Origin of the sequence: Azohydromonas caseinilytica, assembly GCF_012927045.1 — a bacterium.
GTDB lineage: Bacteria > Pseudomonadota > Gammaproteobacteria > Burkholderiales > Burkholderiaceae_C > Azohydromonas > Azohydromonas caseinilytica.
The window spans coordinates 29,119-42,582 of the sequence record NZ_JABBFW010000030.1; the positions used below are offsets into that span (position 1 = coordinate 29,119).

8 protein-coding genes are annotated in these 13,464 nt (G+C 69.9%); 4 read left to right on the forward strand and 4 right to left on the reverse strand.

Translation table 11 applies throughout. The annotated features are described in order from the left end of the window. Positions 1-68 precede the first annotated feature (68 nt). The 4 genes from recD to HHL10_RS25435 form a co-directional block, all read right to left on the reverse strand. Positions 69-2,117, reverse strand: coding sequence for an exodeoxyribonuclease V subunit alpha (gene recD, locus HHL10_RS25420; RefSeq protein ID WP_169163213.1), 2,049 nt, complete (start codon positions 2,115-2,117; stop codon positions 69-71). Continuing rightward, on the reverse strand, positions 2,117-5,761 hold the full coding sequence (recB, locus tag HHL10_RS25425) for an exodeoxyribonuclease V subunit beta (RefSeq protein ID WP_169163214.1): 3,645 nt from the start codon (positions 5,759-5,761) through the stop codon (positions 2,117-2,119). The genes recD and recB overlap by 1 nt, the downstream gene beginning before the upstream one ends. After that, entirely contained in the window at positions 5,754-9,155 is a 3,402-nt protein-coding gene (gene recC, locus HHL10_RS25430) for an exodeoxyribonuclease V subunit gamma (RefSeq protein ID WP_169163215.1), read from the reverse strand. Before recC ends, recB begins: the two co-directional genes overlap by 8 nt. A 359-nt stretch (positions 9,156-9,514) precedes the next feature. Beyond that, on the reverse strand, positions 9,515-9,868 hold the full coding sequence (locus tag HHL10_RS25435) for an H-NS histone family protein (RefSeq protein ID WP_235971793.1): 354 nt from the start codon (positions 9,866-9,868) through the stop codon (positions 9,515-9,517). A gap of 97 nt (positions 9,869-9,965) precedes the next feature. Here HHL10_RS25435 and HHL10_RS25440 point away from each other — a divergent pair, with 97 nt between their 5' ends. The 4 genes from HHL10_RS25440 (at position 9,966) to HHL10_RS25455 (ending at position 13,392) form a co-directional block, all read left to right on the forward strand. Beyond that, entirely contained in the window at positions 9,966-10,646 is a 681-nt protein-coding gene (locus tag HHL10_RS25440; RefSeq protein ID WP_169163216.1) for an SOS response-associated peptidase, read from the forward strand. Between the two features lie 484 nt (positions 10,647-11,130). Continuing rightward, positions 11,131-11,349 (forward strand): hypothetical protein, encoded by a 219-nt coding sequence (locus tag HHL10_RS25445; RefSeq protein WP_169163217.1) that lies wholly within the window; start codon positions 11,131-11,133, stop codon positions 11,347-11,349. 963 nt (positions 11,350-12,312) lie between these two features. Next, a complete protein-coding gene (locus HHL10_RS25450; protein WP_169163218.1) occupies positions 12,313-12,789 on the forward strand; it encodes a VOC family protein in 477 nt (158 codons plus the stop codon). 129 nt (positions 12,790-12,918) lie between these two features. Then, the gene (locus HHL10_RS25455) at positions 12,919-13,392 is read left to right on the forward strand and encodes a GFA family protein (protein ID WP_169163244.1); all 474 of its coding nucleotides are present in this window, start codon (positions 12,919-12,921) and stop codon (positions 13,390-13,392) included. Positions 13,393-13,464 lie beyond the last annotated feature (72 nt).

Sequence of the window (13,464 nt, forward strand, 5' to 3'; positions counted from 1 at the left end):
GCGGAGAATGGGCCGGCGCGGTGGCCTGGCATCGAGGCGCCGAACCGCTCCCAGTCCCGCCAGGGATTTCAACCCGCCAGCGCCTCCCTCAACCCGCTCGCCCGCTTCGTCTTCCTCTCGATCGCCGCCGCCAGCACGCCCGGCTGCGGCGACACCAGCGTGAAAGCGGTTCGCGCCCGGGTGATGCCGGTATAGGCCAGCTCGCGCGTGAGCACCTGCGAGGAGCCCTGGTCCGGCAGCGCCAGCACCGTGTGCTCGAACTCCGAGCCCTGCGACTTGTGCACCGTCAGCGCGAAGGCGGTTGCCACGTCCGCCAGGCGGCTGGCCAGCACCGAGCGCAGCTGCGGCCCCTCCAGGAGGTACACCCGCAGCGCGCCGCGCGCGCCCGGCGCCCGCAGCACGATGCCGATGTCGCCGTTGAACACGCCCAGCGCCGGCTGGTTGCGCGTCACCATCACCGGGCGGCCCTCGTACCACTCGCCCGTCTTCCTCAGCCAGCCCGCGCGCAGCAGCGCGGCCTCGATGGCAAGGTTGAAACCCTCCACGCCCCAGTCGCCCTCGCGCACCGCGCACAGCACGCGAAAGCGCTCGAAGGCCGTCAGCACCCGCGTGGCCCATTCGGCATGCGCGCCCTCGTCCTCGCCCTGGGGACGCTCGCGCAGCGCCTGCAGGTAGGCCGCGTAGCCCCCGGGCGCGCCGGGACGGCCTTCCAGCGCCAGCCGCACCACCGCCTGCGGCGAGGCTGCCTCCAGCCAGTGCACCTCGGCACCCTGCGCATCGCGCAGCACCCGCTGCGCCGCCGCCACCTTGCCCTGGTTGACGGCCAGCGCCAGCTTGCCGATCGGGCCGCCGAAGCGGCGGCTCTCTCGCAGCATCACGATCTGCTGCGCCAGCGCGCCGCTGCGCGCGCCGCCGTCGTCCTCCGGCAGCTGCGTGCCGCAGGTGGCCTGCACGTAGGCACGGCATTCCGCGTCGTAGCCGCCTGGGTCGGCGTCCCCGCACAGGTCGCCCAGCACCGCGCCGGCCTCCACCGAGGCGAGCTGGTCCTTGTCGCCCAGCAGCACCACGCGCGCCGTCTCGGGCAGCGCCTCCAGCAGCGCGGCCATCATCTCCAGGTGGATCATGGAGGCCTCGTCCACGATCAGCACATCCACGTCCAGCGGGTGCGAGGCGTCGAAGGCGAAGCGCCGCGTGTCCGGCCGCCCGCCCAGCAGGCCGTGCAGCGTGCGCGCCGCGCCGATCCGCGCGGTCAGGGCGGCCAGGTCCAGGGCGTCGCCGATGCGCCCGGCCAGTGCCTGCAGCGAGCCCTCGATGGACTGCTTCAGCCGTGCCGCCGCCTTGCCCGTGGGCGCGGCCAGCGCGATGCGCAGCCGCTCGGGGTGAGGCGCCGTCGCCAGCAGCAGCGCCAGCAGCCGCGCCACGGTGTAGGTCTTGCCGGTGCCGGGGCCGCCGGTGATCACGGACAGCCGCCCGCGCAGCGCCACGGCGCAGGCCACCTTCTGCCAATCGGTCTTCGGCGTTCTCTGCCCGGCCTCGGCCGCGAACAGCCGTTCCAGCCAGGCGCGCGCGCTCGCCGTGTCCACGGCCTCGCGCAGCGCGCCACGCAGGCGCACCTGCGCTGCCACGCGCTGCTCGTAGTGCCAGTAGCGGCGCAGGTACAGGCGCGTGCCGCACAGCACCAGCGGGGCGGTGTCGCTGTCCGCCTCTTCGCCGTGGCCGTCCACGGCCTCGGCGTCCTGCACCAGCGCGCAGCCGCGCAGGGTGTCCAGCCAGGCCGGCAGCTCGCCGGGCAGCCGCTGCAGCACGGCCCTCAGCGCCTCGCGCGGCTCGGCGCTCCAGCTCAGCAGTTCATCGGGACGCTCGTGCAGCTCCTCCAGCAGCAGGCAGCTGTGGCCGCGGCTTTCCATGTGCGCCACCAGCGCGCCGCACAGCAGCACCAGTGGGTGCGCCCCAGGCTCCAGCTCCAGCGCGAAGCGCGCCACGGCACCGTCCAGGTGCCGGAGCCAGCCCGCGCGCGCCCAGCGCAGCAGCTCGGCCAGCAGCTCATCGGCCGGCAGGGGCTCGCGCTCCATGGCCTCGATCCAGTCCAGCGTGTTCGCGTCCTTGCGGGATTTCATCAGCGCGGGTCCTCCTCTCCCGCCAGCGCCTCATCCAGCGCCTCCAGCAACGCCATGTCCGGCGCCACCCACAGGCAGCCGCGGCGCGGATGGCGGATGCCGCGGATGAAGAAGTACAGCGCGCCGCCCAGCTGCTCGGCCGGGTCGTAGTCCTCGCCCAGGCGCGAGCGCAGCTGCCGGTGCAGCGCCAGCAGGTACAGCGCGGCCTGCACGTCGTAGCGGTGCGCCGCCATCGCGGCTTCCATCGCGTCGGGGCCGTAGTCGGGGTCCCGGGGGCCCAGCGCGTTGGACTTGTAGTCCAGCACCCAGTAGCGCCCCTCGTGCTCGAACACCAGGTCGGCAAAGCCCATCAGCATCCCGCGCAACTGGCGCTGCGGCAGAGAAGGGCGCTCGCGCCCGGGCAGGAGGTATTCCCCACACAAGGCATCGATCCGCGCCGCGTCCAGCCCCTCGCTGGGCAGCCAGAACTCCATCTCCGGCAGCGTGTGCGCCAGCGCCGACAGCGGCACGCCCAGCGGCGGCAATTCCACATCCACCGCCGCCGACAGCCAGGCCAGCACCTCCTCGGCGCGATTCCCCCAGCCCTGGCGCTCGCAGCGGCGCAGCAACTGCTCACGCAGCGGCTCGTTGTCGCGCAGCGCGAAGTCTTCCCCCGCCAGCCACTCCAGCTGGTCATGCAGGAAATTGCCGGCAAAGGCGCCGCGCGGGAAGCGGTGCCAGGGCTCGCCGTTCGCCGGCGCCAGGGGTAGCGGGCCGGGCGCGAACTCGTCGCTCTCGCGCACCGGCGCCTCCTCCAGCCGCTCGGCCGGCAGGGTGGGCAGGCGCTTCACCAGCTTGCTGAAGCTGCCGATGCTCCAGTCGCGCTCGAAGCGGGCCACGTACTCGGCGCCCGGCTGCAGCGCCGGCGCGTCGTCGCGCGGCAGCAACGGCGTGGTGGCGCAGTTCACCGGCGGCTCCAGCAGCGCGATGGCCTCGTCCTCGCCGCAGGCCGCTTTCAATCGCGCCAGGATCTCGCTCTCGCTGATGGCCTCGCCGCCACCGATGAGCTGCCCCAGCGCGCAGCGGTGCATCACGCACTGCTTGGCCTGGCCCTTCTTCAGCGCCGCCACGCCCAGCCACAGCGCATGGCGCGCGCGGGTGAGCGCGACGTACAGCAGCCGCAGGTCCTCGCGCAGCCGGTCGCGGTCGGCCTGCTCCAGCAGCTCGGCGCTAAGGTTGAACTGCAATTGCCGGGAGCCATCCTCGCCCGCCAGCTCGATGAAGCTGCGCCCCTTCTTCTCCACCGGCCGGAAGTCGCAGATGAAGGGCAGGAACACCAGCGGGTACTCCAGGCCCTTGGACTTGTGGATGGTCACGACCTTCACCAGGTCGGCGTCACTCTCCAGCCGGACGATGCGCTCGTCGCCCTCGGTCGCGTCCTCGTTCTCGATCTGCTCGGTGAGCCAGCGCACCAGCGCCTGCTCGCCGTCGAGCTGCGCGCTGGCGGCCTGCAGCAGCTCGGCGATGTGCAGCACGTTGGTCAGGCGCCGCTCGCCATCCGGTGCCGACAGCCAGCGTGCCGGCAGCTCCAGCCGGTGCAGCGTCTGGCGCAGCATGGTCAGCACGCCCTGGCGCTCCCACACCGAGCGCAGCTCGCGCAATTGCTCCAGGCGCTGCTCCCAGGCCTCGTCGTCCGCGGCCAGCCGCGCCAGCTCCGGGAGGCTCAGGCCGACCAGCGCCGTGGCGTAGGCCGCGCGCGCCAGACGCATGTCCAGCGGCGCCGCCACCGCGCGCAGCCAGCGCAGCAGGTCGCGCGCCTCGGCGCTGGCGAACACCGAGTCCTTGTCCGAGAGGTAGACCGAGGCGATGTCACGCCGGCGCAGCTCGCGCCGCACGCAGTCCGCCTCCACGCCGGTGCGCACCAGCACCGCGATGTCGGCCGGACGCAGGCGGGTAAAACCGTCCTCGGGATGCTCGAAGCCCGCCGCCGGGTCGTTGAGCAGCGTGACGATGCCTTCGGCACAGCGCTCGGCCGCGCGGCGGCGGTGGCTCTCGGCATTGCCCAGCTCCACGTCCACGCACAGCGACAGCGCCGGCACCTCGCCCTCGTTGCACACGAAACGCTCCGGCCGGCCGCGCGCCTCCACGACCTGGAAGGGCAGCGGGTCGTCGAACTCGCTGCGGAACAGGAAGGCGCCGGCGCCTTCGGCCCGCTCTTCCGCCTGCCTGAACAGCTGGTTCACCGCCCGCACCAGCGCCTGCGTGGAGCGGTGGTTGGTGCCCAGCACGTAATGGCGCCCGGCGGTGGCGCGGCGCGCGCCCAGGTAGCTGTGGATGTCGGCGCCGCGAAAGGCGTAGATCGACTGCTTGGGGTCGCCGATGAGCAGCAGCGCGCTGTCACGGCAGCAGTCGGCCGTGCGGTAGAGCCGGTCGAACAGCCGGTACTGCAGCGGCGAGGTGTCCTGGAACTCGTCCACCAGCGCCACCGGGTACTGCGCCAGGATGCGCTCGCGCAGCCGCTGGCCGGCGGCTTCGTCATGCAGCGCCTGGTCCAGGCGCACCAGCATGTCGGCGAAGCCATAGGCGCCGGCCTGCGTCTTCAGCTCGGCCAGGCGCCGCGCGATGCACTGCGCGGCGTGCTGGCGCAGCTGCGCTTTCAAATCGGGCAGGGCGGCCAGCGCCTCCAACAACTGCTCGATGGCCTCGAAGTGCGAGGGCAGCACCAGCTCGGGCTTGACCGCCTCGCGCATGCCCTCGACGCTGAGGCGGTGCCGGCCGGCGTCGGGCAGTTCCGGATCGAGCTGGCCCGGCGTGGTGGCCCAGGCTTCCAGCTTGTCCAGCCAGGGCTCGTAGAAGCGCGGCTGCAGCTTCTTGCGGTCCAGCAGGCAGACCTTGCGCGCCTGCTCGGCGGTGAACCAGTCGCGCAGCGCCTGCACACGCTCGGCCCACCCGTCCTTGAGCCGCGCCAGGTGTTGGGCCTGCTCGGCCAGCACCCGGGTGCAGAGCTCGCTCAGCGCTGGCGGTACAGCAGCGCCCGGACCGATGCGTGACACCAGCGCCGCCACGTCCTGGTACAGCGCACCCACGTCGGGCCAGAGCTCGAACACGGCGTCCAGCGCCGAGTCGTCGAGCGGGTAGACATGCTGGCGCCAGTAGTCGCGCACCGCCTCTTCCTGCAGCCTGCGCTCGTCGGCCAGCAGCTCCTCGTCGAAGAGGTTGCGGCTGTCGAAGGCGTGCTCGCGCAGCATGCGCTGGCACCAGGCGTCGATGGTGTGCACCGCCGCGTCGTCCATGGCCTCGGCCGCGCAGGCCAGGCGCCAAGCGGCGCGGGTGCGCTCCGGGCCATCCGGGTAGCCGGCCAGCAGCTCGCGCAGCAGCCGGTCGCCCTCCTGCGGCTCGGCCTCGCCGCGGAACACCTGCGCCGCCTCGATGAGGCGGGCGCGGATGCGGTCCGACAGCTCGCGCGTCGCGGCGCGCGTGAAAGTCATGACCAGGATCTCGGCCGGCAGCAGCGGGCGGTGAAAGGCGCCGTCCTCCGGCCCATGGCCCAGCACCAGGCGCAGGTACAGCGCGGCGATGGTGTAGGTCTTGCCGGTGCCGGCGCTGGCCTCGATCAGGCGGCTGCCCCACAGCGGCAGGCGCAGCGGGTCGAGCAACTCAGTCATCGCCGTCCTCCGCGCCGTCACCCTGTTCCAGCACTTTCACGCTGCCGCGCGCCCAGGCCTCCAGCGGGCCGTAGAGCTGCGGCGCCAGCGCCTCGAACTGCCCATCCGCGATCAGCGTCTCGAAGTCCGGATAGAGCCGCGCCAGGCAGGGCTCGGCGCCCTCGGGTGTGACCGGGCTGAAGCCGCCGCCCTCATAAACCTCCTGCGGCTTGCCGTCGCTGACGAAGGCCAGGGCGGTGCGGCAGGCCAGCGGCAGCGGCGCCTCCATGCCCTGGCGCCACAGGCCCAGCAGCGTGCGCAGCGTCTGCTGCGCCTCGTCCTGCGGCAGCGGTTCCAGCGCCAGCACCGCGTCGCGCGACACGATGCGGCCCTGCAGCGCCACGCCGCAGGCGCTGGCCACCAGGTGGCGCACCCAGTCGTCGATGAGCTTGTCGGTGCGCGCGGTGCCCTTCTTCTGCAGCACGCTGGGCGAGAGTTTCAGTTGCACCGGGCCGGATGCGCCGTTGCGCAGCTCGGTGAGCCAGTCTTCCAGCCGCACGCCCTCGTGCTCGAAGGCCAGCGTTTCCTTGGGCACCACCGCGGCGAACTCGCGCTGCAGATTGAGCCAGCGGCGGTGCATCCATTGCGCCGGCGCGAGCAGGGCGTCGCGCTGGCGTGCGCCGATGCCGTTCATCGGCAAGCGCCCGCTGCGCTGGATGCGCTGGGCCCGGCGCACGATCTCCTCCGGCGCGCAACGGTGCGCGTCGGCCAGCAGTTCGCTGATCAGCACCCACGCTTCCAGCCCGTTGATGCCGAAGGGCTCGTCGTCCTCGCCCGGCGGTGGACCCTCGTCGAAATTCACGCCCAGGCGGCGCATGAAGTATTCCGACACCGGGTTCTTCACGAAGGCGGCCAGGCGCGACAGCGTCAGCACCTGGTTTTCCACTTCGAAGCGCGGCGCCTCGACGCCAGCGGCGGCCGTGTCGGCGTGGTGCGCGGCGCGCCACTCGCGCGCCCAGGTGCGCAAGCCGCCGGCCTCGAAGTAGCGGCGGCTGAAGGGCTGGAGCGGGTGCTCGGTGGTGAGCGTCTTCGCCAGGCCCTGGCCCCAGCCGGCGTCCAGGTAGTCGCGCAGCTGCGACACCAGCACCGAGGGCGGCTGCTCGCTGTTGTCGCGCACGCTGCGCCCGCTCCAGCTCACGACCAAGCGCTGCCGGGCCGACAGCAGCGCCTCCAGCATCAGGTAGCGGTCGTCGTCGCGGCGCGAGCGGTCGCCGGGACGGCGCTGGCCAGGCAGGCCCATCAGGTCGAAATCGGCGCGGTGCGTGCGGCGCGGGTAGTCGCCGTCGTTCATGCCCAACAGGCACACCACCTCGAAGGGAATGGCGCGCATGGGCATCAGCGTGCAGAAAGTGACGCCGCCGTCCAGGAAGCGCCGGCGCAGCGTGGGCTCGTCCAGCCCGGAGAGCCAGCCTTCGCGCAGCACCTCCAGCGGCACTTCCTCCTCGAAGCCGCCGGCCTGGACCGCCTCCAGCCAGCTTTCCAGCGCCTCCTGCAGCAGGGCGAGCTGCTGGCGCTCGGCCTCGTCCACCGGCTCGAAGAAGTTGTCCAGCAGCTCGCGCGCGCGCTCGGCCCATTGCGCGGGCGTGGCCTCGGACGTGGCCCGCTCGTGCCAGCGGTGCAGCTCATCGACCAGCACGGCCAGCGAGCCCGCGGCGGCCGCTTCCAGGCCGCCGATCTCGCCGTAGGCCTCGATGTCGGCCCAGGCCGCGCCGTCGCCGGCGGCGTAGCCCAGCAGCATCCGGCGCAATCCGAAGATCCAGGTGTTCTGCGCACCGCAGGCTTCCAGGCCCAACGCGGCGCGGTGCCGCGCATCCAGGCCCCAGCGCACGCCGGCGCCATTGAGCCACTGCGCGATGCGCGGCAGCTCCTCCTCGGTGATGTCGAAGCGCCGCGCCAGCGCCGGCACGTCCAGCAGGTCGCGGACCTCGGTGAGCCGGCAGCGCTGCTGCGGCAGGCGCAGCAGCCATTCCAGCGCCACGAACAGCGGCACATGGCCGCGCTGCTGCTGGTCGGCGATGCCGAAGGGAATGTGGCGCGGGTCGCCCGGCGGGTACTGACCGAACACGGCGCGGATGCAGGGCGCGAAGCGGTCGATGTCCGGGACCATCACCAGGATGTCGCGCGGGCGCAGCGGCTGCCCGCCCGGCGGCTCGGCCAGCAGGTGCAGCAGCTCGTCGTGCAGCACCTCCACCTCGCGCTGCGCGCTGTGCGCGACGTGGAAGACGATGGAGCGGTCGCGCTCCAGGTTCAGCTCATCGGGCCGGCGCGGATGCTCGGCCAGCGGCTGCAGGTCGCGGATGGCCGCCTGCACGCGCGCCAGCAGCGTCGTGCCCGGCTCGCTGTCGAACAGGTCGATGCGCGGCAGCGCCGTCTCCTGGCCCAGCGCGTGCGCGTCGAAGGCGTCGAGCTGGCGCACGAAGTCGCGGCCCTGGCGTCCCCAGGCCGCCAGCAGCGGATGCGCGTGCGCGTGCATCTCCTCCAGCGACACGGCGGCCAGGTCGCGGTCGGCGCGGTGCTGGAAACGGCGGCGCTGCATCTGCAGCAGCTCGCGGCCGTCGATGATGTCGGCCCAGTGGTACTGGCAGGGATTGACCACCGCCAGCAGCACCTGCGTGTGGCGGGAGAGGGCGCTCAGCGCCTGCAGCATCTGCATGGGCAGCTGCGACATCCCGAACACCACCACGCGGCGCGCCACCGGGCTGCGCGGCGCCGCGCCCGACGCCAGCGTGGCCAGGAAGCGGCGATGGATGGCCGGGCGCACCACCAGGCGCTCGGCCTCGCTCAGTTCCTCCAGCAGCTCGCGCCACAGCAGCGGCTGCCAGCGCTGGTCCTCGGGGAGCTCAGTGGACGTGCCGTCGGCGCGGCCGAGCCGGTCACGCCCGGCGGCCCAGTCCTCCAGCCAGTCGGCCCGGTAGACCTGGTACTGGTCGAACAGGTCGGCCAGGCGCTGCGCCAGCTGCAGGCGCCGGGCCACGTCACCGCCGTCCAGGAAGCGTGCCAGCGGCGCGAACTCGGCGCGCCCCAACTGGCCGGGGAGCAGGCGCATCAGGCGCCAAGTCAGTGGAATCTCGTCCAGCGGGGACAGGGCGGGCACGGACTGGCGTCCCAGCACCTGCCGGTAACTGCGCCACAGGAAGCGCGCCGGCAGCTCCACCCGCGTCGCGGCGCACACGCCGCGCGACTGGGCCAGCGCCATCTTCAGCCACTCGGCCACCCCGTTGCTCTGGACCAGGAACACCTCGGCCTCCAGCGGTGCCAGCGGCTGGCGCTGCAGCCAATCCACCACCGCCTCCTTGAGCAATTCGAGCCGGTTGCCGTGCAACACCAGCAATCCTGTGCCGACTTCGGCGCCCATGAGGCCGACCTCCCCGTCCAGTTTCTTCACGCGCCGCCGGCCCCATACCGGCAGGCGGCGATTCTCGCAGCGCTCCCCGCCCGCGCCTGTGGCCGATGTCGCGTTTTGGCCTCAATTCCCCAAGCTCCACTCGGCCATGAGCCGTCAGGATTAGGTCGCGGCACAAGGCTCATTAACCCGAATTCAATTCAGGCCAGGACAAAGGCCCCAGTTTCCGCACCGATTCCCCGGCGGCCAGCCCGCCCGTGGCGCCAAGGCGTGATATGGCAGGCATGCGACCAAAAGCAAAAAGCCCCGCAGGGCGGGGCTTGGAGAGCGGCCGGTGTGGAGCCGCTTTGAATTCGGGTCCGAACCCGGGATCAGGCCTTGATGGACAGATCGTCCAGCGTCTTGCCGCTTTCCAGGGCTTCGGTCACCCATTTCGGCTTCAGGCCACGGCCGGTCCAGGTTTTGCCAGAAACCGGGTCACGATACTTGGGCGCCACGGTACCGGTCTTGCCGCCGGATTCACCCTTCTTGCCGCCGCCGCGCGTGCTGGTCAGATCCTCAATCGACAGATTGTTCTGCGCCATCAACTCTTTGATCGTGTTGATGGCTTCCGAACGGGAGTTGTCCTGCAGTTGCTTGATCTGACGCTCGAGTTCTTCGCGCTGCTTGAGGAGGTCTTGAATGTTTGCCATACGCTTTGCACCTTCTGTGAATGTCTTGGACATTTCTGATCTATGGCGTGGCGCTTGAAGTGCGATACGGGCCGGGCCTTGGGCAACACCGGTATCTACTGCAAGCTCCCGCGGACCGGATAATGCCACAATGTGCGCGAACTATGAACCTCCGGCCCCAAAGAATTTTCAGGCCCATCTCGGAAGCGAGGAACCGCGCTTCAACTACACGAATGGGGCATATCCCGGTTCCCGGGCAGTGTTCATCACTGCGGGCGAAGAGAATGAATCTGTTTTCTCGCGCTGGCCCGGCATCTTCGGACCGCCGCCGCCGTGGGTCCCGGACCGCAAGTCGGCCCGCTTCACCGACAACGCCCGCTCGGAAACGGTGGATTCCAGGCCGAGTTTCAAAGCGGCCTGGAAGGCACGCCGGCGGTGCCTGATTCCCGCCCAGGCCCGGTTCGAACCCAAGTATGAATCGGGCCGTGCCGAGCGCTGGCGTATCGCCCGTGCCGATGGCCTGCCGTTCTGCATGGCGGGCATATGGGAGGAAGGCCACCATGACAGCATTACTGTGTGGTCGTATTCCATGCTCACGATCAACGCAGATACCCATCCATTGATGCGGTACTTTCATAAGCCGGGAGAAGAAAAACGCTGCGTCGTGATGGCGCCGCCTGCGCATTACCGGGATTTGCTGTGTGCCGATGCGCGCGGGGCCCGCATGTTGCTGCGGCCCTGGCCCGCCGACGGATTCACGGCAGCGCCCGCACCCTGGTCTTTACAAACAGTTGCCAAGGTGCAAACCGTACTGGCCTGTGACAGCCTTTGAAGGCGCCGTACCTACCCAACGCGGCGCCGCGCTCCTCGTGCAACCCTCGTCATGCCCAAGTTGGGGCGCATGTTAAGTCGCATAATTAGTAACAGACTGCAACTGCTGTTTGTAACATTGGCTTTGGCTTGGTGCAGAACGAGCACCGGGAACCGGCAGGGCAACACCAGGACGGGAGCGTGCATAAGTCACATCTTCTTCACATGACTTGAACCAAGCCGGACGCATCGACCAATGAATTTGCCTTGAAGAGTTGATCTCTTCATTCAATGCTGATAGGCGCTGGGATGGAGTTATGTTTCATTGGACTCACACGCCGTCACACATTCCCAGGCAAGCCCGCATGAGTCCACGCCGGTGTTACCGATACTGCTTTGACAGAAGCGTACGGAGCTTATGAGCCTGGGAGTACACAGCGTCGCGTATTCGATGCCAGGCTGCCGTCGCAACCGGGGTTACGACGCAGAGGAAAACCATGCGGAGCATGGACAAGAGGGCTTGGACCGCCGGCTTTATGGCTGGCGGGGTTTTTGCAGCGCAATGTCCCTATGTACGGGGCTCGTTCGAAGCCTTGGATTGGTATGGCGGTTGGATCGAAGGAGCAGCAAATGCTCTGGGTCAGAGCCATGATGAACTCACTCCCGGTCATGGCGAACTGCCGTCCCTGGAGTACGCCGGGTTTACCCATATGCCGCTGCATTGAAGCGGCCCCACCGTCCATCAAGTCCGCCAACCCCGGCCGGGTCGCTGTCCATACTGCGCTGCAACATTTCTGCTTTTGAACAGCCTGTTACGGTATGGCAGCGCATGTCGCCGAGCTGATATCTGGACGAGGAATTGGGCAAACCGGTGCGGCACGGGCACGACACACCCGCCCCAGGGGCCAGAGGAATCGGGAGCAATTTGTGAAGATTTCCCGAAAACCGTATCACTGATGGCGGCTGGCCAGGGACTGCAGATACGGCGCATGCCGTGTCCACGACCCAGGGCGTGGGACCGCCCATGGCCTGCAAGCCATAGGACCGCAGCAGCTTCCTCGAATTCCGTGTAGCGCGCCGGATATCAGCGCAAGCGCCGGGGCGACAATGCGCCAAAGGCCAAACCTTCGGCGCACGGGAATTCCGGCATTGACTCGCCCGGTAACGGGCTGCGCGCAAAGGCGGCTGCATTAGGGGCGCTTGGCTGCCATACCCGCCTTGACCTGCACGCCGGAAAAAGCCTTCGCACTCGGTATCCCAGCAGATCACCCTGTTGCCATCGGACAAGAAAGAAGGCAGTCCGACCCAGGTACCGGGCGGGCGGCGGATTTCCAGCGTGGTGGCTTCGGCGGTGCGGTGAATTCCCGGCGCAATGCCCGGCTCTTACGGCCGTACGTCATGCGGCGCTACAGGAGCGGCATTGGCCGGCGAACCCGGCAGCACTGCGGCATCGGGTTTGAAACAGAAACTGTCGCCCATACTCACCACCGTCAGTCAGCCCGAAATGTTCGCGCCGGGCGGTGCGGTACGGCCGTGGTCCCACACCGCGCTTCTGAAGCCGGTTCCCGAAACGCCTTGAAAACCGGCTCGGGGTCGCTATGCTGTGTTTTCATACAGTTCTTCGCGTAGCGTCGCGCATTCGGGCCGGTACGGCGCTACGGTTCACCCCAAGCCCGAAAGGACGCGTGATGGCAAATCCGGTCAAGAAGATCCCCGATGGCTACACGGCCGTGACGCCCTACCTGACGATCCGGGGCGCCGCCCGGGCCATCGAGTTCTACAAGCAGGCTTTCGGCGCGGAGGAGGTGATGCGCCTGGCCTCGCCCGACGGCCGCGTGATGCACGCCGAGATCCACATCGGCGGCGCCGTGCTCATGCTTCACGACGAGGCGCCGCAGTGCCAGGCCTTCAGCCCGCAGACCCTGGGCGGCTCGCCCTGCAGCGTCATACTGTACGTGGAGGACGTGGATGCCGTGGTGAAGCGGGCGGTCGAGGCCGGCGCGACGCTGACCATGGAAGTGGCGGACCAGTTCTATGGCGACCGCGCGGGCGCGCTGCGCGACCCCTTCGGCCACCGGTGGCATGTGGCCACGCATGTACGCGACGTGCCGGAAGAAGAAATCCGCGGCTGCGTGGCCCGGATGTTCGAAACGGCCCAGACCTGAAGGCGGCACGCTTGCCGGCGCGAACACGTGGACACACTTTGCGCCCGATGGCATCACCCGCGGGCGCTGGCACGGGCCATGGTGCAGGGCCGCGCCGACGTGGCGCGCCAAGCGACGGGAGAAGAGGGCGTGCGACTCGAAGGTTCCTGCCACTGCCAGGCCGTGCACTTCTCGGTGGAGTCGCACGAGCCGGTGCCCTTCATGCGCTGCTACTGCTCCATCTGCCGCAAGACGGCCGGCACGGGCGGCTTCGCCATCAACCTCGGCGCCGACCACCGCACGCTGCAGGTGCGCGGGCACGAGCATGTGTGCGTCTACCGCGCGCTGATGGAAGACGGCAGCCGCAGCAGCGGCGAGCGCCATTTCTGCAGCCTCTGCGGCACGGCCCTGTGGCTGTGGGACCCGACCTGGCCCGAGCTCGTGCACCCGCATGCCGGCGCCATCGACACCCCGTTGCCCGAGGCGCCGCACAGTACCCACATCATGCTGGGCTCCAAGCCAACCTGGGTCGAGGCCCATGTGCGCCCCGGCGACCAGCGCTTCGACGCCTATCCGGACGAGTCGCTGGCGCAATGGCACCGCCGCCATGGCCTCGCGCGCTGAGCGCAACCGGCACGACCGCCGCGTGGCCGTCCCCGGCGGCTGCGGCGGGGGGCGAGAGGGCCCGGGCACAAT

Coding starts and splice junctions, on each gene's coding strand:
- recC (WP_169163215.1), bottom strand. CDS start 9,155: ATGGGCGCCGAAGTCGGCACAGGATTGCTGGTGTTGCACGGCAACCGG.
- HHL10_RS25450 (WP_169163218.1), top strand. CDS start 12,313: ATGGCAAATCCGGTCAAGAAGATCCCCGATGGCTACACGGCCGTGACG.
- HHL10_RS25440 (WP_169163216.1), top strand. CDS start 9,966: ATGTGCGCGAACTATGAACCTCCGGCCCCAAAGAATTTTCAGGCCCAT.
- recB (WP_169163214.1), bottom strand. CDS start 5,761: ATGACTGAGTTGCTCGACCCGCTGCGCCTGCCGCTGTGGGGCAGCCGC.
- HHL10_RS25435 (WP_235971793.1), bottom strand. CDS start 9,868: ATGTCCAAGACATTCACAGAAGGTGCAAAGCGTATGGCAAACATTCAA.
- recD (WP_169163213.1), bottom strand. CDS start 2,117: ATGAAATCCCGCAAGGACGCGAACACGCTGGACTGGATCGAGGCCATG.
- HHL10_RS25445 (WP_169163217.1), top strand. CDS start 11,131: ATGGACAAGAGGGCTTGGACCGCCGGCTTTATGGCTGGCGGGGTTTTT.